This window comes from Flavobacterium niveum (genome assembly GCF_055231775.1).
Genome location: NZ_JBUYSX010000005.1, coordinates 347,095 through 366,824, shown reverse-complemented (window position 1 = coordinate 366,824; position 19,730 = coordinate 347,095). Strand labels below are relative to the sequence as shown.

Genomic DNA, 19,730 nt, shown 5'->3' with positions numbered 1-19,730 from the left:
TTAACGTATTCAATACAACTATATAAAAACAAAAAACCTCCGCAATTGCGGAGGTTCCTGTATTAAAAGAAAATCAGAGATTAGTTGTTCTCCCCTCTTTCCATTCTTTCTTTAAGCTGAGACAGCGCATCGATATCACCAAGGGTGGTTTTCTCTACGTTGTTGCTAGAAGAAGTTACGTTGTTGTTATTGTCATTGTTGTTTGACCTTACGTTTCTTTCTTCTTCGTCTTTAAAGGTAGCAGTGTGAGAAGCTACAACGCGCTTGAATTCTTTGTTGAACTCAATTACTTTGAAGTCTGCAACTTCACCTTTTTTAAGTTTTTTACCGTCTTCTTTCTCAAGGTGACGTGCAGGGATGAAAGCAACGATATCGTCACCAAACTCTACAGTAGCGCCTTTGTCTACGATTTCAGCGATAGTACCGTTGTGTACAGTACCTACAGCAAATGAATCTTCGTACTTATCCCAAGGGTTAGGTTGGGTTTGTTTGTGGCCAAGAGAAAGTTTACGACCATCTACATCAAGTTCAAGAACTACAACATCAAGTTTGTCACCTACGTTTACAAACTCACTTGGGTGCTTGATTTTCTTAGTCCAAGAAAGGTCTGAGATATAGATAAGACCATCGATACCTTCTTCAAGTTCTACAAAGATACCGAAGTTAGTAAAGTTACGAACGATACCTGTGTGGCGAGAGCCAACTGGGTATTTAGTAGTAATATCTGTCCATGGGTCTTGAGAAAGCTGCTTAATGCCAAGAGACATTTTGCGGTCTTCACGGTCAAGAGTAAGGATTACAGCTTCTACCTCATCACCTACTTTAACGAAATCCTGAGCAGAACGCAGGTGCGTAGACCAAGACATTTCGCTTACGTGGATAAGGCCTTCTACACCTTCAGCAACTTCAATAAATGCACCGTAGTCTGCAATAACAACTACTTTACCTTTTACTTTATCACCTACTGCAAGGTTTGCGTCAAGCGCATCCCAAGGGTGGGCGTTAAGCTGCTTAAGACCAAGCTGGATACGTGTTTTCTCGTCATCAAAGTCAAGGATAACAACGTTAAGTTTCTGGTCAAGTTCCAGTACTTCACTTGGGTGGTTAATGCGGCTCCAAGAAAGGTCAGTGATGTGGATAAGACCGTCAACACCACCAAGATCGATGAATACACCGTATGAAGTAATGTTTTTAACAACACCTTCAAGTACCTGGCCTTTTTCAAGCTGGCCGATAATTTCTTTCTTCTGAACTTCGATATCAGCCTCAATAAGAGCTTTGTGAGATACAACAACGTTTTTAAATTCGTGGTTGATTTTCACAACTTTAAACTCCATAGTTTTGTTTACGTACTGATCGTAATCCCTGATAGGTTTTACGTCTATCTGAGAACCAGGAAGGAATGCCTCGATGCCGAATACGTCAACGATCATACCGCCTTTAGTCCTGCACTTAACGAAACCATTAACGATTTCGCCTGTTTCATTAGCATTGATAACCCTGTCCCAAGCCTTGATAGTACGTGCTTTCCTGTGAGAAAGAACAAGCTGGCCTGATTTGTCTTCGCGAACGTCGATAAGTACTTCTACTTTGTCGCCCACTTTAAGAGCCGGGTTGTAACGGAATTCGTTAAGTGAAATAACACCTTCCGATTTTGCGTTGATATCAACGATTGCATCCCTGTCAGTTATCCTTACTACTGTACCTTCTACAACTTCATCACTGTCAGTTGAGATGAAAGTTTCCTCAACAAGGTTTTCGAATTCCCTAAGGTTTTGCTCATCTACAGCATCAATACCTTCTTCAAAGTTGTGCCAGTTAAACTCCTGTAGGAATTCTTCTTTTGTTTTTGTTTGTTCAGACATGTCTGATCCTAAAAATTTGTATTCTGCCATTTGCGGGTTTTTATTGTATAAACAAATCAGCAGAAGCGTTTTACATATAAATTATTTTAATTCCCCTTTCCGAAACCCATTATACCCGAAAAGGTGCGCAAAATTACAACTATTTTCATGATTTACAAACATTTATTCTATTTATTGCACCCAGGGCAAATCAGAAATAATACACATACATCTTATTTTGTGATACGCGTAACATTTAAGAAATATTTAATTTTCAGTATTTGGCTTAATAAATTTTTATCTATCTTAGAAACCGGAAAAAAACTTGAAATTAAGTGCCATGAAACTTAATTTTTGCTATGATTATCACAATCGAAACCAAGGGCTCATTACATCCCATAAAGAGGCTCTTATTATTAATATCGCTGCTGTGCCTGCCGGTTTTAAGCAAAGCACAGAACATTGACCTCGCAGTTACCGTAGGAAACGAAACATGCGCCGGTAATGGTATGCTTACCTTTAGCCTTACAGGGGCCGATGCTACTGCACCGGTTAACTATAAGGTATACAAGCTACCCAACACCACAACCCCTATTGCCGATGGTTCGCAACCGTACATACAAGGACAGCAGGCCGGCCTGTACCGTGTAATTGTTACACAGGTAGTAAATGGGGTTACATATACCGATACTGTAGACGAAGTAGAAATACTTAACACAATAACACCGCTGGAGTTCAATATTATAGGTAACAATGCCGTATGTGGGTCAGACGGTAGTATTGCAGTATCTGTAACTGAAGGCCAAGCGGAAAGTTATGAAATAATATCAGGCCCGGTTACCGCACCTGCACAAAGCAGCAACGTATTTAACAACCTGCCTGCCGGTTTTTACAACATAAAAGTAACCGACATCTGCGGCTCTGCACCGGTAACAGCATTTACCCTTTTCTCAGGCCATACAGAGCTTTTTGTAAGCCCCGCCGGTTTCCCTGACGGCCCACTGCCCGATTGTGACCATATTACCGCACAACATATAATAACCCATGAACCGGACAAACCGTTTCAATTTCCTATAGATGTCATATTTACTGTATACCCACCCGACGGGAGCGCTCCTTTAACGTTTACACAATATAACGTTCCTACAATGGACCCCCAGGCGATGGCTGTAAACATGGTCATACCATTTTACTACGATACACCATATTACTATGACCTGGTAGTTATAGATCCTTGCGGAATAGAATACCCTGTACTTAACAACCTTGTACAGCAAACAATTGACCCTTCGTTTACTTTTACCGTGGCGATGTGTGCAAAGACAATTACTACCTCACTACTTAAGTATGTGGCACCCTATACGCTTACATTCACACAATCGCCCCCGGGATTTGACCCTGAAGCACTTAACCCTGCATATCCCGGCCCGTTTACAGACCAAAACCTTACCTTTGGCGATGCCGAAAACGGCGTACCACTGGGTGTTTATGAAATAACTGTGACTGATGCCTGTGGCCATACTGATTCTTATTCAGCCGAACTGGAACCTGATCCGGAGCCTATTGCTATTTCGCAATCTTCTAACAACGACTGCCTTACTAACCTTGGGAAAATAGAAATATTTACACCCCCGAAAATTATAGAAACTATAATAATAACAACGGCTCCTACAGCCTATACTGACAATAACACACTGCCGCAGGATGTATCGCAGTATGTAGACGGGCAGGAAGGCCTTACCATGATAGGCATGCCTCCGGGGCTTTACATTTTTACAGTTATTGATGAGTGCGGTATCGTATACCCGCCGGTAGAGGTTAACGTACCTAACTATGGCGGTACTACACTAACATGGCTGCAAAGGCCTGATTGCGAACCGGGACTGGGCAGTATAATGCTGAGCCAAAGCCTTACATCGGCTGTTATAACAGCTGCACCCACAGGTTATCCGCACACACTGCCGCACGATGTATCGGCAGGGATAGATGATAATGGGAACATGTACCTGGACGAGCTGCTACCTGGTAACTATACCGTAGTAATGAATAGCCCCTGCGCACCACCCGATACCGTTAAAAACATAACGGTTATAGGCAATAACGTTACACAAAATGATTTTGTATATACACCGCACTGCGGTTCTTTTGACCTTGGGGTAAACCACGTAAGCACCACTACAGCTTCTGTTAAGTTCTGGCTGCAACGAGAATATAGCCCCGGCGTATGGGGGCACCCTGATGGAAGTGGTGTTTATGATGAATCGGCCGGAATACCCGAAAGTACTAATGCCCATGTACTACAAAACAATGCGGTAAACTACAGCCTTATGTTCCCTACAGGTAACTACCGGGTTATAAAAAGCTTCCGTTCGTTCAGCAGCACCAAACCGGGTGGATTAAAAGATTGTATGGTTCAAATATATGATTTCTCTTTTTATACCGATTTGCACGTGTTGGGCGCACAGAACCTTACCTGTAACGGAACCGTATCTGACGTGCAGATAAATGTAGAGGGTGTACAACCGTTTATATTCAGCATTATTAAAATTGACAACAATGATGTAAACATACCTAATGGCAGCAGTAACATATTTACAGGACTTGCCCCCGCTACATATACAGTACAAGTAAGCGACCCGTGCCTGCACGACGAAACCTTTACCTTTAACGTGGCCAACCTGCCATCATTGGTTTCGGCAGGCAACGCCCCTACCCTTGATACTTGTGATACAGATGGCGATGGCACGGAAACATTTGACCTGTCAGAGCAAACCCCATACATACTGGGCAGCCAGGATGCATCGCTTGTAACAGTTACCTATCACGCTTCGCTCACAGATGCTGTACAGGACATGAACCCTTTACCACTAAGCTACACCACAGGCACAACTATTGTATACGCACGTACCGAGCATTCAAGTAATCCTACGCAGTGCTATGAAACCAGTAGTTTTTCTATTATAGTACGCACCTCACACTCACTAAGCTTACCTACTACATTAAGGGGATGTGAAGGCCAGCCGAACGAGATAAATGCCGGTGGTAATTTTGTAAGCTACCTGTGGTCTACTAACGAAACTACGGCAAGCATATATCCTGAGCATGCAGGCACTTACAGTGTAACGGCTACTGACAGCAATGGCTGCATAAGCACCGGGCAGGTGGTACTTGCCACATCTGAAGTACCCGTTGTAGCACAAATAGACACTGCCGACTGGACCGATTACAATAACGCTATTACTGTATACCTTGAAAATGCTTCGGTAGCTGATGAAGATGTGGAATATTCTGTAGACGGGATTAACTGGCAAACTGAAAATACTTTTATAGGCTTGCCTCCGGGCAAATACTTTGTGTATGTACGCGACAGCCACGGTTGCGGCTATGCACCTGCCGAAAGTATATTCCTGCTTACATATCCTAAGTTTTTCACGCCGAACGGCGATGGCTCTAACGAAACCTGGAGGATACGATTTGCTGCCGTTGCAGAACCCGACTTAATGGTATTTATATACGACCGCTACGGCAAGCTGATTACTGGCTTTGATACCGGCAGCCAGGGATGGGACGGCATGTACAACAATGCCCTCCTGCCAAGTACTGATTACTGGTTTGTAGTAAAACGCCAAAACGGTAAAGAATACAAAGGCCATTTTTCATTAATTAGGTAACTTTGCACCAAATTAGTGTACCATGAAAGACCTTTTCGGGCAGGCAATACTGGATTACCAAACCGGTAATAGTCCTGAAGATATTATTACTGAAACTTCTATAAGCGAGGCCGACGCTATGGAAACAGCCTATCTGTTCCGTAATTACAGCCAAATGCCGGGCATTGAAAAAAAGGCGCTGTCTTTGGCAAAAGGCCGGGTGCTTGATGCCGGGTGCGGTGCGGGAAGCCACAGCCTGTACCTCCAGGATGAAAAGAAACTGGGAGTTACCGCGCTTGATTTTTCGCCTAAGGCAATAGAGGCTTGTAAACTAAGAGGGATAAGAAACACCGTTTGCAGCAACATCGTTGATTATAACGGAGGTACTTTTGATACCATAATCATGATGATGAACGGCATAGGCATTACCGGGAAACTGACAAATCTTAGCCTATACCTAAAAAAACTGAAATCACTTTTAGCAGAAAACGGCCAGGTATTACTGGACTCTTCTGACATTATTTATATGTTTGATGAAGATGGCGACGGCGGACATTGGATTCCTGCTAACGGATATTATGGCGAACTTACCTTTATTGTAAGTTACAAAGGCCAGCACGAGCAACCGTTTGACTGGTTATATGTAGACTATAACACACTTCAAAACGCCGCTTTTGCCAATGGCCTCAATTGCGAACTGGTAATGGAAGGCGAACATTATGATTACCTTGCAAAGCTCACCCATATATAAAAAACAACAAAGGCCCTGAAATCAGGGCCTTTGTTGTTTTTATAACGGGCAGTTTATTACTGCATGTATTTCATGATAACTTCCTGCATCTGCATACCCAGCTCCTGAGAGTCTGCTATGCTGCTTTCGGCAAGTTTCACAGCTTTTTCAGCCATCTTTTTACCTATCGGAGATTCGTAGAATTTGATGATTTGTTTTACTTCATCATGAGTAAACTCAGTAAGGTAAAACTTCTCCTGCTTCTCTACAACCGGTTTCATGATTAGGTCGAAGTCTTTATTGAAAGCCTCTTTTTTATCAGCAGGCACCATAGCACTTACTTGTTTTTTGGCCATTTCCATTTGGTTATTGGCACCTGAAAGCTGAAGCAGTTTCTTTACATCGGCTTTAAAGGCAGTATCCTGGGCCACAGCAAAATTAGCAACAAGTAAGAATGCGAAGGCCAATAGAATTTTTTTCATTTTTTTTGATTGTTTAAAGTTTGTATAAAATTAAGGAATATTCAGGTATTTGTGTGTTTGAAGTGATACGCGCCATTTAGGGTTTTCCATTACGTAGTCTACAATAAGCGGCGTCATGGCTTCTTTTTTGCTCCATTCAGGCTGCAGGAACAAGATGGCATTTTTATTCACCTTTTGGGCCTGCTCCTCGGCAAAAATAAAATCGTGCTTATTGTGGATTATTACCTTAAGTTCGTGGGCATGCTCATAAACATCATCCACAGGTAATTTATTTTTTTTAGGCGAAAGGCATATCCAGTCCCATTGGCCACTAAGCTTGTACGCCCCTGAGGTTTCTATGTGTACACGCATACCTTCGGCTTTAAGCGCATGAGTTATCGGGCCCATATCCCAGGTAAGTGGTTCGCCGCCTGTTATTACTATGGTTTTGGCATATTTTGCAGCATTTTGCACTATGGTAGGTATTGCAGTAGGCGGGTGCAGGTCGGCATTCCAACTCTCCTTTACATCGCACCAGTGGCACCCCACATCGCAGCCTCCTACCCTAATAAAGTAGGCAGCCGTACCAGTATGGAAACCTTCACCCTGTATGGTGTAAAACTCCTCCATAAGCGGCAGCATATCCCCTTTCTCTACAGCAACCTGTATATCCTTCGTCAGCATTGTAATATAAATAGTGTGCAAAGATATGCAATAAAACAACGCCAAATGTTAAAAACAAAAAGGCCCTGTTTCCAAGGCCTTTAGTATATAATTTTCGAAATATGATTATTTCAGTTTAGCAAGCTCACCTTTTGCATAAGCATCGTTAGGATCTATAGCAAGTGCTTTTGTAAAGTAATCTTTAGCTTTAGCCTTATCAGCCACAGCGTAATAAGCACCGGCATTAGAGTACGCCTCAAGAAGGAACTTGTTGTATTTTGCAGCATCGGCAGTAGCAGTTACTATCCTGATGTACTCATCATAAGCCTTAGCCATCTCTACATACGACTCGTTAGTTTGCAGGTTTTGGTTAAGCCTTGCCTTGTACAGGTAAGCATCCTGTGCACCGCTTGAAGCAGCAATCACACTATCAAGGGCAGCAATACCTTTCTTAAGGTTCTCAGCATTCTGCTTTTTAGCTTCAGCTGTTTTACCTACGTGGTCAAAATAGATAGAATATGCAAGGAAGAAGTTGTCCATAAGGGCATTTTTATCTTCCGGAGTAGCAGCAGCTGTTTCATATACGGCAGCAGCAGCACTATACAATTTCTGGTCGAAAAGCTTTTTACCAATTTCGCTAAACTCGTTAGTGATGTTCGGGTCTTTAGCAGCAGCAGCCTTAAGGTCGGCAATAGCCTCATCAAAAGCAGCCTGGTCTTTTACAACCGATTTACCCCTTTCGTCAGCACCTATGCTTACAGCAAGCTTAGCAAGGCCAGAGTACATATAGTCCCTTGCAATGATACGCTTAGGCTCTACATTAGAAAGGAATTGCTTAATAGCAGCAATACTTTCTGCATAGTTACCATTTTCGTAAGCGGCATAAGCAAGGTAGCGGTAAATACGCTTGTTTACGTTATCCATTTGCTGCATGGCCTTAGCCTCAGTCTCAAGGGCTTTATAATCGCCTGTAAGTAGTAGGAAGTCCGCATACCTCATACGCGAGTTAAGCGAGTAATCCGTAAGGCTCATGTATTTCTTATAGAATTCAAGCGCTTTTGCGTTGTACTCTTTTTTCTTTTTATAATCTGTGTTACCCCACTTGTAGTAGGTTTCGGCAAGCTCACGGTATACGGGACCGTAGTTAGGGTTTTTAGCTACAATGCCTTCAAAAAACTTAACCGCTTCAGGGAAAGCAGCACCGGTGTTCTTGGTGATTACACCAAGCTGAAGCTGCGCCCTAAGTAGTGACGGGTCAAGCTCAGATGCAGTACGGTAGTTTTTGTAGGCGTTGTTTTGGTCCCTGTCCCTATAGTAAGCCTCACCAAGGTTAAGGAATACCTGGGCATTTTTAGCGTCTTTAGCAACAGCCCTGTTAAGCACTTCAATGGCCTTTTTGTAATCTGGCTTTTCAGAATAGATATAAGCACGGCCTATGTATACCAGCTGCTCAGTATCTTTTTTCTTAAGGTCTTTTTCTACAGCGGCAAATTTAGTTTGTGCACCTGCAGCATTGCCATTATCAAGGTCAATCTGGCCAAGGCCGATTTCGTTGTAAGCAGCGTTATTTTTTACAGCCTTACCTTTGTTAAAGAAAATGGCTGCCGAATCCTGCTCAGACTGGGTAAGGTAAATATCTCCCAAAAGGAAATAGTTTTTACCCTCGTCAGGATTTGAAGTTATAAGAGATTTAAGGGTTGTCTTGGCTTTCTGGTATTGCTCGGCATCAATAGCTTTTTTGGCATCATTAGCGTCCTGCGCGTTTGCTGCACCAAAAAGCAATAATGACAAACCGAGGAATTTGAAATCTTTCATATTAGTCATTTTAGTTTCTTCTTTTTATAAAAGGTTATTTGTTTATTATCTCAATTTCACGGAAAGGTATCTTTACCGGGAGCAATCCCGACTTTAAAACGATACGCTGTCCGTCAGGGTTTGTTATATAATTTGCAAAACCCATGCCCAAGCCGTCGCGCCCCTGGTAATTTAACACGTAAAGCGTACGGGTAAGAGGGTATAAACCCGCGCCAATATTGCTTTGAGACGGTTTATAATATTTTTTTCCGGGAACGCCGTTTTTAACATTATTCACTGCCAAAACCTGCACTTCGCTAATAAGCGGTTCCAGTTCGGCAGAGGGTTGCACAAGCCAGTTCACACCTATAACCCCAATGCTACCGGGGTTGCTTTTTACAAATGTAAGGACTTCAGCAGTATTTTTAAGGGTATAAACCTTTTTTTCGGGTACATTACTCACACCTGCCCTCTCAAAAAGGTAGCGTGTAGTACTGGAAGCAGCATTATCAAAAATAAGCTGTTTTATTGAAGGTGCATCTTCACCTTTCAGTACTTTGTAGATATCCTGAAGGTTTACTATACTGTCAGTCTGTGTTTTTGAAGCCACAAAAGCAAGCCCGTCCTGGGCAAAAGCAGTTGTACGTGCTTTTATACCCAACTTTTTAAAATGAGCCTCTTCGCCTGAAGTAAGTTCACGGCTGAGTACGGCCACCGAAGTGGAATTGTTCAACAATGCGCGTACTATATCTGCCTCATTGCGGTTTACCTGGGTAAGTTTTGCTTTTGGGTAGTTGCTTTGAAAAACAGCGGCAACATCTTCCACAATGGGTTGAATGGTATTATCTACCTGAATGGTAAGGCTACCCGAGGTCATGGTTTCTTCAACCGTTTCCTGCTGTGCTTCACTGTTTTTGCAGGAAATAAACACCAGTGCCAACACAGCCAGAGTTATTGATCCAAAAAGAATAATCTTTTTCATTTCAGTTTAGTTTTGCTTTGGAGGTTCAGGACCTTCAATATTTATGGTAAGTGGCAGGTGGTACTGCGCCCTTACCACTTTACCATTCTGTATACCTGGTTTCCATTTTTCGGGGCAGGCCTTTAAAACACGTAAGGCTTCCTCGCCAAATCCGTAGCCCGGGTCGCGTACTATTTCAATATTACTAACGGTACCATCTTTTTCCACCACAAAAGTAAGCAGTATTTTAGCCACCATATCGTGGTCTACATTCGGCACCTTAAAGTTGTCCATTACATAATTATAAAAGGCCTGGATACCGCCCGGATACTCGGGCTTAACCTGTAAGCCTTCAGAAGCCGTTACATCCGGCAGCTTAGCATCATCTGTTTGGGCAAAACCCGAAACAGCCAGCAATAGCATAAACGACAAAAACAGCTTTTTCATATATACTAATAGTCCTCCTTATATTTTTGTATGGCACGTACCAGCCTTAAAATTCCGTAAATAACCACAATGATACCTAAGGCCAGCCTGCCGTTAAAAGTAAGCCACATAGACATCCTGTCGGTAAAGATAAGGAGGTAGCCCATGGCTATATAAATTACAAATGAGAATGCGCCTAAAACAAACAGAAATCGCTCTATGGGCGATTTCTGAGTGTTATAGCGGCGCTGCCTGTATGAAGCCATCGCGCTGTATTTTAATTACGATTTAATGTTAATGGTAATAGGCAGGTTGTACTGCGCCCTTACCGGCTTACCATTCTGTATACCCGGAGACCATTTGGTTTTTAAGCCTTTAAGCACACGCTCAGCCTCTTTACCAAGGCCGTAACCCGGATCCCTAAGTACTTTAATCGCAGTAAGTGTACCGTCTTTTTCAACTACAAATGATACATAAATCTTTGCAGTCATGTCCTGGTCTACCTCAGGCGTTTTAAAGTTCCTTGTTACATAGTTGTAGAAAGCCTGGATACCACCCGGGAATTCCGGCTGAACCGCAAGACCAGCAGAGTTATATACTGCGTTATCTACCTCAGGCACTTCAACACCCCTGTCAAGGTCACCCGAAGGCTTACCGATGTTGATATCTCCTGTAGGGCTGGCCTCAGCGTTACGAGAACTTGGGTCAGCTTCCTTAAACTGCTCAATCTTTGGTGGATCTTCAGGAACTTCTTCTTCCCTTGCAGCTTCAAGAGGCTTAAATTTCACCTCTTCTACAATAGATTTTGGTGCCTGGTACACCTCAATTGGTGGCGGCGGCGGTGGCAGCACCTCTACAGGTGGCTCCACTATCTCCTTAACCTCTACCTCTTTTACAATTTCTTCTTCTTTAGTGTTATCTGCTATACCGGCACGTATCTCACTAATGATGATAGGCGCAGCTACGGCAACAGCAAAGAAAAGAGAACCTGCTATAAGGGCTACAGTGGTTGTCTTAGGATTTTCTTGCCTTAGTGCATAAGCACCGTATTTTTTGTTACGGCCCTCAAACACCATGTCAATCCACCCGTTTCCGAATATATTAAGTTTAGACATAATTTTTGTTTTTAGTTATTAGGCCGGGATTATAGTAATCCTGATTTCGTTAATAAGTCTATCTCTGCAGGTGTAATATCACCTATAGCATACAGCTGTACTTTGTTTATTGCCATTTCGTCAAGGATGTCTACCAGGTTTTTGTAGCTGGCTGCATCACTCGCCTTAATGTTTACGATAAGCCCTTCATCCGGTTTCTTAGCGTATTTTTTAGCAACAGCAGTGTTCTCAATAATATCTTTCCTGATACCGTCTTTACCAAATTTGGCTTCGGTAGGAGGAAGTGTAGGGGTTTCAAATTTACCCATATACCACAGTATCCTGTTATCTTTACCTATAAGGATGGTCATCATCCTTTTTTCCGGTACAGGTGTAGGACTATCATCTGGCGTTTCCGGATTTTTGTCCGGCATTACAAGTGGCATACTTTGCGGTTTAGACAGCGTAGTGGTAAGCATGAAGAAGGTAATCAACAGGAACGCAAGGTCCACCATTGCAGTAAGGTCAACCCCTGGGTTACTCTTCTTACTTCTTACTTTCTTGCCGTCGCCACCGCCGCCGCCGGTATTTAATTCAGCCATTTCTTTTAAATGTTTTAAATGGGATTAAAAATCTTTGTTACGTAATCCTGTTACAAGGAAGAATTTGTTCTTCTTTTGTTTCTGCAGGATGTCTATCACACGTTTTACGGTTGGGTAGCTCTCTTTGGCATCTGCTTTAATCGCGATAGCCAAATCACCTTTTTGTGCAAATTCTTTCGCATCAATTTCACCAGCGTCAAACTTGGCGCCATATACTTCCTTGTTAGCTTCACGCGCTTGTTTAATCCAAACGCTCAGCTGGTCGTTAAGGCTGTCTTTGTAAGGTATACCTTCCTGTACACCTTCTTTGGTCCTGTCGTTCAGGGGAAGCGCAAGCCAGCCCTGGATTTTATTTAGCGGCATACCAAAACCATCAGTACGTACAAAGGCTTCAACCTCCTTATTTGTAACTGTCATACCTTTTTCCTGAGCCACACGCTTAAAGGTAGATTCCCTAAGGTCGCGCGGAATGGTGAAGAACACTTCTTCATCACCTACAGTAATAACAGCAACACCATCTTCAGGAAGCTTGTCCTGCACGGTAGAAGCAGGAGCATCAACCGCTTTTGGCTCAGGCTGCCTTGCTGTTGCCGTCATTACGAAGAACGACAACAGAAGGAATGCCACGTCGCACATCGCGGTCATGTCTATCCTTGTGCTTTTTCTTGATATTTTTACTTTAGACATTATTATTTTTTTAGCTACGGAAAAAACTGTCGTATAAATATACGGTTTTTACCCGATTAAATAAATTACTTTAACTCTAAGACAATTATGCGTTGTTAGCGCGAGCCCTAAACCTCCTGTAGGTTTGAGTAATTGCGAAACCAGCCTCGTCAATAGAGTAAGTAAGCTTGTCAATCTTAGTAGTAAAGATGTTGTAAGCGATGATAGATATAGTAGAAGTACCGATACCTGTAGCAGTGTTAATAAGTGCTTCAGAGATACCTACTGCAAGCTGAGCTGAATCCGGTGTAGAACCTGCACCCATCGCAGAGAACGCCTTGATCATACCAGATACTGTACCAAGTAGGCCCATTAGGGTACCGATAGATACAAGAGTAGAAAGGATAACAAGGTTTTTCTCAAGCATTGGCATTTCAAGTGAAGTAGCCTCTTCAATTTCCTGCTGAATAGCAGCTTCTGCCCTTTCGCTGTCAAAACCTTCACGTTTTACTTCTTCATATTTAAGAAGACCGGCTTTGATTACGTTAGCTACAGTACCTTGTTGCTTGTCGCACTCAGCAAGAGCTTCGTTAATGTTACCGGCTTTGATTTGAGACTGAACTTTAGCCACGAAAGCCTGAACGTTACCTTTACCGGCAGCTTTAGTAATTACGATAAACCTTTCAATAGAGAACACAAGGGCGTTAAGAAGAAGTCCTAGTAGAACTGCTACGATAATACCACCTTTGTAAACCGTACCAAGGAAGCCGTTAGGGTGGCCTTCTGTAGTACCGCCTTCAAAGTTAGAAGGGCTACCCATGATAAATTCCCATACTAGGTAACCAATTAAAATACAAGTAAAGACTGCAAGTCCGGTGAAGATGTTTGATCCACCTGATTTCCCTTTTGTTTCAACCTTTTGAACAGATGCGTTTGCCATTTTTTTAAAAATTTAGTTTTCTGATTTTTTAATAATAGTTCTTATTTGTTAAATAATATTTTGCATAAGATTGGCAAATTTATACGATTAGGTGGTAAAAAAAAACAAATTAATTTTTTTTCTCTATTCTTAACATTAATTTATTCTTAATTGCCCCCACTGCCATTGCTTCAATCTTTATCGTTTTCTTATGCAAAATCAAATTTTGACAAATTAAAACTACCATCCGTTAATGAATTGTTCAAATTAATTTAAATTGCATATAAATAACACAAATCGTACTTATTTATTGTATCACTACTTCGTTTTAGTAAAATTTATCTTGCCAACCCATTTTACTGTGCGAAAACACGTAATAAATAAGTTAAAAATGAAATATTTTCCTACAAAATAAAAACAATAACGTTATAGCAATAACAAAAAAAGCACTCCAATAATTTCACGTAAATAATATCCCCAAAAAACAAGCCTGTTATTTTACAGGTTCATAGTCGGACACCTCCCACCCTGCCGAAAGCAGGTCTACATAATGGTAGTGCATGGCATCGTTTTTATCGAATGCGCCATTTTTGTTTATATCCTCCAGCGTACGGAAATATACGCGGTTTTGGGCTTCAATCACATTCCAGTCTACAAGTTCCTGGGTTTCGCCACTCAGCTTTTTAAAGCCGGTGCCGTTGATGTTGCTTATATAAAAAGCCTTTATATCGCTGCCGTCTACCTTACCATCCTGGTTGGTATCACTATCTATGAGCGAGTACACCAGTATCTGCTTTTTAGTACGCTCTGCTATCGTATTAAGGTAGGTTACTGTTTGTATCTGCACTTTTTTATCGGTAAGCGGGCGCAACGCGGTAGAATCAGCATGTTGGAACTTCAGGTTAGCAAAATAACCCGTTATTTCATACCGGTTATAATTTGATATGGCATAACTCACTGCCGCACGGCTGTCGGTAGCATCCCGGTCTGTATCGTATATGCGCAGATCACCTACGGGGTGTATCAGGTATTTTGTACCTTCCATAAGCACAGGCAGGTCGGCCACCTTAATTTGCGATGAGTCTATTTTCTTTGGCTGGGCTGCTACAGGCTTGTCCCTGTATATAACCTTTGGTTTAGGGCTGTCGTTTTTACACCCTGCCAGCGCCAGTATGGCCAAGGCCGCCGATATGATGGTAACTTTTTTCATAAACATAAGGATATATCCCAAAAATACTAAAAAAGCCGGTACTATTATATTTTTGCAATAAGCTTAAGGCTGAATACACGGCTGGTAAGGTAGTTCGGTATAGCATAAGAACTTTTGGTATACACATCCCTCACCCAGGTATTGGTTATCGCATTCTGGTTATTAAACAGGTTAAATATTTCAAGGCCAATAGCCAGCTCTTTCATTTTGGCAACAAAAGTACCCGGCTTCGCCTTTATCTTATTATCTACAAACACATACGAGAAACCGGCATCTACCCTGCGGTAATCGTTAAGCCTTGACTGGTATTTATACGTATCGGCATATGATGGCGAGCCGCCCGGCAGCCCGGTATTGTACATCATATTAAGGTATACACGTATATTGGGTATGTTCGGCACATAGTCCTGGAACAGTACGGCAAACTTCAGCCTTTGGTCCGTAGGGCGCGGTATATAGCCTTTACCCTGATAGTCCTCTTCGGTTTTCATATAGCCTACGGTAATCCACGACTCCGTGCCCGGCACCAGCTCACCATTAAGGCGGGCATCAAACCCATAAGCATAGGCCACAGCATCGTTATTGGCACGGTAGCGTATACGCACATTCTCCAGCGTATACGTATTTATATTATCCATACTCTTATAGTAGGCCTCGGTAATTAGCCTGTACGGACGTCCTTTCATCCTGAAGTTATAATCGTTGCCCAGCACCACATGGTATGAGTTCTGTGCTTTTACATTAGGCCGTACTACTCCCATAGAGTCGCGCAGCTCCCTGTAAAACGGTGGCTGGCTGTAGCGCCCGCCCGAAAGGCGGAAAAGCATATTCCTGCTCCAGTTGGGTTTAAGCGATACCTGTGCACGCGGGCTCACCACTACCTGGCTTTTGCCCGGCTCGCTGGCACCGTCTACCTGCCACTGATGTACACGCACACCGGTATTTACAAACAATTCGGCATTGCCTATATTAAACTCACGCGTCCATTGCCCATAGCCCGAAAGGCGGTTTATCACTACAAAATTAGTAGCACGTACATTTTGGTACGGTACCAATTCGCCAGTATAAGGGTTGTACGGCTGGTCGTTCGGAATGTAATCAATAACCGGCGGGCGTATAGAAAACCCTGCCGAGTCTATCACCTCCCACTCCACCAGGCGGTCGCGGAAGTCTTCACGGGTGTATTTGGCACCCCATTCAATATTATTATTACCAAGCCTGTGGTAGCCTTTTACTTCTGCATTGGCTATCAGCGCATCAAGGTCGTTACGGCCGTGGTTCAGTTGCGACCCCACCGCACGGGCAAACTGTATATCACCAAAGGTATCGCTGCCTATATTAGTATCTACATCGCCCAGGGCATATTGGGCAAGGATATCAAAGTACTCCTGCTCCTGAGTATGGAAGCCCGATGCTATAAATTTCAGGTCGAAATTCGGCTTGACCTCATAATCCGCCGTAAATGCACCGAACATGGTACGGTAACGGTCTTTCTCCTGCCCATCGTATACTATTTGTAAGGCAATAGGGTCTGATATGGTACCGAAATTCGTTTGCCTGAACAGCGGTTGGTAATCATAGTTATTCTGGGAAATATTTCCGATAAAGCTATACGTAAGCTTATCGCTGTATTTATAGGTAACCAAAGCCTGTACATCGGCAAAAATAGGCTTATAGCGGGTCTCGGTTTGCTGGCTGTTTACCAGAAGGCTGTTGTTACGGTAGCGCCCGCCAACCATATAGCTCCATTTTCCATTCTTCGAAGCATTTTCAAGGGTAAGGCTTCCGCCCAAAAAACTGGCTTCAAGTGCAGCGCCAAATGTTTTTGGGTCGCGGTACTTAATATTAAGGACAGACGACATTTTATCTCCAAAACGCGACTGGAACCCACCTGCCGAAAACTCCAGGCTTTCTACCATCGAGGTATTGGGAAAGCTTAAACCTTCCTGCTGGCCCGAGCGCACCAGGAACGGACGGTACACTTCTACATCATTAACATAAATAAGGTTTTCGTCGTAATTACCTCCACGCACATTGTATTGGCTTGTTTCGCTGTAGCCTGAAGCACCTAAACCAAGTTTCACGATACTTTCTACACCACCCGCCATAGACGGTATATTTGCTACATCCTGATATTTAACCTGAATAATGCCTTCACGCCTGCGGTGCCCGTCTTCATCTACTATAATTTCCACTTCCTTCAGCTGTGTACCTGTGGTAAAATTAAACTGCCAGCTCGAACCTGCCGGCATGGCATCTGTCTCCACATAAAGTTCGCCTTTATAGCTCGGGTGGCTGAACCAAACCACTACTTTAGTATTTACAGGCAAGTCCAGCTTATAAAACCCTGTACGGTCGGTTACCGTTTGCTTGCGGCCTTCAGGCCCGTCATAATATACCGTAACACCCTGTAGCGGATTTTGGTCGCTATCAATCGCAAGGCCGTAAATTATAGGTTTTTTTTGTGCAAAAGCGGCACAGGAAAGCAGTAGTATTGTGAGCGTTATAAGCTTATTTATTGTTCTCAACAGGGTTTGTGTTTTGTGTTCTGTAAAAATACGTTTCAAAGGTAGTAGAATTTCCTACATTATCGGTCACTACAATTTTTAATTCATTTTTGCCGTCGTCAGTAATCGCATCACTGAAAAAATACGTAAGGTTGCGCGTTTTATAATCGTAATGCGTAAGCGCCCACTTGCCGTTTATAAAAGCATCATAGGTACCTATCCCCGAAAGGTCATCGCTAATTTTTACCCCCAGGGTATCGCGCTTGCTCAGGTTATCACCCGGTTTAAAGGTAGCGCTGTAGATACGCGGCGGGGTAATATCCTTCATCAGCTTAAACTGCCCGAGCGTTTTCACCTTGGCGGTAAGGCGGCCATCTTCCATCACACTTTCATTGTAATGCAGCTTTTTACCCGCTGTACCCGCTATAAAGGTTTTGGCCAGTTCTTCCCGGCTTAAACCGCTTACATCATACGACACCTGCACGTAGCTGTGCACAGGTACCGTAGGGTGATGCAGGTACAGCATGGAATCCTTCACATCAAAATCCATATAGAAATCTTCATAGAAGGCATTGGCCGGCACAAATACCGAAACGCCACCTTTAGTATAATTATTGTCACTGCCTGCTTTTACCCTGTACGGGGTTACGTGTTTTGGGTCTCCGGTTATGGCCGGCGCAGGGCTGTATTGTATACTGCCGTTCACTACGGTTTTATTACCGTGGTAGTCGCTTATTACTATGCGGTAGTTTTGCACGGTAGAATCCTGCACTACCTCAAACTGCCCGTTACTCTTATTATGTTTCAGCAGTGACAGCGGGTACGGCGTTTGCACAAACAGCCTCTGGAAGCGTTGCCCTGTGTTGTAATAACGCTCGTAGTCGATATAATTATTCACGTAGCGCGACTCGTCAAATGCAAAGGTGTTAAACTCGCAACTGAAATGCGGGCTGCCGTTAAAGAACAGCTCAGCTTTGTAGATACCATTATTAGGTGTACTTCCGGTAGATTTATCGGTAGCATTTACCGCAAAGCCTATTTTACCCCGCGCCTGTATTTTGTCAGCAAGGTATGTACCGTCGTCCAGCTGCTTTATGCTTAGCAATACCGGCGAGCGCGAACCTTCGGCCACAGCATTTTCACTAAGCGGGTATACCATTACACCATATACTAAAGGCAACTTGGTATCCTTCATTTTTTTATCAAGCCCAAACAACAGCGGATTGATAATCATTTCAGTCTTGGTATCGCGAATTTCAAAATGCAGGTGCGGCCCGCCCGAGCCACCGCTGTTACCCGAATAGGCAATTACTTCGCCTTTGGTAACGGTTATCTCACCCGGCTTTGGGAACAATTCTATTTCAAAAGATTTTTTCTCGTATTGCTTTTTACGCACGTACTCCTCTATTTTGGGTGCGTATTTCAGTAAATGCCCATATAAAGTAGTGTAACCATTAAGATGGTCAATGTAAATAGCCGTCCCGTAACCATAAGACGAAACTTTAATACGCGAAATATAGCCATCTGCCGCCGCAAATACGGGATAACCTGTTTTTTGATTGGTACGATAATCCAGCCCCGCATGAAAGTGGTTTGCCCGCAATTCGCCAAAAGTACCCGAGGTATGCAACGCAATATCCATAGGCGCACGGAAGTAATCCTGCGGGTAAGGGTTTTGCGCCGAAACGCTTAGGGTAAAAATATAAAGTAAGGCTACAAAAAATCTCATAGGGCTAAAATAAAAAAACGAAGGCAAAATTTCGCCCAAAATTCGTTAATGTTATAACTATTGCGCCGCTAAAATAGTACCCTCCGATGAAAAAAAAGCGGTTTTTTACGTAAACCTATTGTTTGTAATTAAAGTAATATTAACTTTGTAAAAGATGTAACGAAATATCTGCGGCATGAGTGAATTATCCAAAATAGTTGAATCACTGGAAAATAAACTCGGAATGCTTCAGCAAAAGCTGGTGCAGCTGCAGGCGGCTAACCATGAACTACAGCGTTCGGCTGCCGATGCGAAAGCGCATATGGGCAGGCAACAAGATGAAATTGCTGCATTAAAACAGCAAAACGAATCGCTGAGGATGGCCAATTCGTTACTGGGCAGTGATGAGAGCAAGAGGGAGACGAAACTCAAAATAAATTCATTGATCCGCGAGATCGATTACTGTATAGCCCAACTTTCAGACTGATAAACGTC

General features: G+C 43.0%; 17 protein-coding genes. 3 read left to right on the top strand and 14 right to left on the bottom strand.

Translation table 11 applies throughout. The features are described from left to right. Positions 1-80 precede the first annotated feature (80 nt). Positions 81-1,865 carry a 30S ribosomal protein S1 gene (gene rpsA / locus ACZIX4_RS14690; RefSeq protein WP_463336432.1) on the bottom strand — a complete coding sequence of 595 codons (1,785 nt, stop codon included), beginning with the start codon at positions 1,863-1,865 and terminating at the stop codon, positions 81-83. A 338-nt stretch (positions 1,866-2,203) separates the two neighbouring features. Between rpsA and ACZIX4_RS14685 the strand changes: the two genes are divergently transcribed. Then, positions 2,204-5,515, top strand: coding sequence for a T9SS type B sorting domain-containing protein (locus ACZIX4_RS14685; RefSeq protein ID WP_463336387.1), 3,312 nt, complete (start codon positions 2,204-2,206; stop codon positions 5,513-5,515). A gap of 22 nt (positions 5,516-5,537) precedes the next feature. Next, positions 5,538-6,245, top strand: a complete 708-nt coding sequence (locus ACZIX4_RS14680) for a class I SAM-dependent methyltransferase (protein ID WP_463336386.1) — start codon at positions 5,538-5,540, stop codon at positions 6,243-6,245. 56 nt (positions 6,246-6,301) lie between these two features. Here the strand turns inward: ACZIX4_RS14680 and ACZIX4_RS14675 are convergent, their stop codons facing one another. From ACZIX4_RS14675 to ACZIX4_RS14615, 13 genes are all read right to left on the bottom strand, one after another. Next, positions 6,302-6,706, bottom strand: coding sequence for a DUF2059 domain-containing protein (locus tag ACZIX4_RS14675; protein ID WP_463336385.1), 405 nt, complete (start codon positions 6,704-6,706; stop codon positions 6,302-6,304). Positions 6,707-6,736: 30 nt separating this feature from the next. Continuing rightward, positions 6,737-7,369: a 7-carboxy-7-deazaguanine synthase QueE gene (locus ACZIX4_RS14670; RefSeq protein WP_463336384.1), complete on the bottom strand. Its 633-nt coding sequence runs from the start codon at positions 7,367-7,369 to the stop codon at positions 6,737-6,739. 105 nt (positions 7,370-7,474) lie between these two features. Then, positions 7,475-9,163 (bottom strand): tetratricopeptide repeat protein, encoded by a 1,689-nt coding sequence (locus ACZIX4_RS14665; RefSeq protein ID WP_463336383.1) that lies wholly within the window; start codon positions 9,161-9,163, stop codon positions 7,475-7,477. A gap of 34 nt (positions 9,164-9,197) precedes the next feature. Continuing rightward, positions 9,198-10,124, bottom strand: a complete 927-nt coding sequence (locus ACZIX4_RS14660) for a PstS family phosphate ABC transporter substrate-binding protein (protein ID WP_463336382.1) — start codon at positions 10,122-10,124, stop codon at positions 9,198-9,200. A gap of 6 nt (positions 10,125-10,130) precedes the next feature. Next, a complete protein-coding gene (locus ACZIX4_RS14655) occupies positions 10,131-10,550 on the bottom strand; it encodes an energy transducer TonB (RefSeq protein WP_463336381.1) in 420 nt (139 codons plus the stop codon). Between the two features lie 5 nt (positions 10,551-10,555). Continuing rightward, positions 10,556-10,795, bottom strand: a complete 240-nt coding sequence (locus tag ACZIX4_RS14650) for a hypothetical protein (protein WP_463336380.1) — start codon at positions 10,793-10,795, stop codon at positions 10,556-10,558. 15 nt (positions 10,796-10,810) lie between these two features. Then, entirely contained in the window at positions 10,811-11,644 is an 834-nt protein-coding gene (locus tag ACZIX4_RS14645) for an energy transducer TonB (RefSeq protein WP_463336379.1), read from the bottom strand. A gap of 29 nt (positions 11,645-11,673) precedes the next feature. Next, entirely contained in the window at positions 11,674-12,225 is a 552-nt protein-coding gene (locus tag ACZIX4_RS14640; protein WP_463336378.1) for an ExbD/TolR family protein, read from the bottom strand. 24 nt (positions 12,226-12,249) lie between these two features. Continuing rightward, entirely contained in the window at positions 12,250-12,912 is a 663-nt protein-coding gene (locus ACZIX4_RS14635) for an ExbD/TolR family protein (protein WP_463336377.1), read from the bottom strand. Between the two features lie 85 nt (positions 12,913-12,997). Continuing rightward, entirely contained in the window at positions 12,998-13,831 is an 834-nt protein-coding gene (locus ACZIX4_RS14630) for a MotA/TolQ/ExbB proton channel family protein (protein ID WP_463336376.1), read from the bottom strand. A 472-nt stretch (positions 13,832-14,303) separates the two neighbouring features. Beyond that, positions 14,304-15,020, bottom strand: coding sequence for a hypothetical protein (locus ACZIX4_RS14625; protein WP_463336375.1), 717 nt, complete (start codon positions 15,018-15,020; stop codon positions 14,304-14,306). Positions 15,021-15,064: 44 nt separating this feature from the next. After that, complete coding sequence (locus ACZIX4_RS14620) at positions 15,065-17,548, bottom strand: TonB-dependent receptor plug domain-containing protein (protein ID WP_463336374.1); 2,484 nt, start codon at positions 17,546-17,548, stop codon at positions 15,065-15,067. Beyond that, entirely contained in the window at positions 17,532-19,256 is a 1,725-nt protein-coding gene (locus tag ACZIX4_RS14615; RefSeq protein WP_463336373.1) for a M23 family metallopeptidase, read from the bottom strand. Before ACZIX4_RS14615 ends, ACZIX4_RS14620 begins: the two co-directional genes overlap by 17 nt. A gap of 175 nt (positions 19,257-19,431) precedes the next feature. Here ACZIX4_RS14615 and ACZIX4_RS14610 point away from each other — a divergent pair, with 175 nt between their 5' ends. Further along, complete coding sequence (locus ACZIX4_RS14610) at positions 19,432-19,722, top strand: hypothetical protein (protein WP_463336372.1); 291 nt, start codon at positions 19,432-19,434, stop codon at positions 19,720-19,722. Positions 19,723-19,730: the final 8 nt, after the last annotated feature.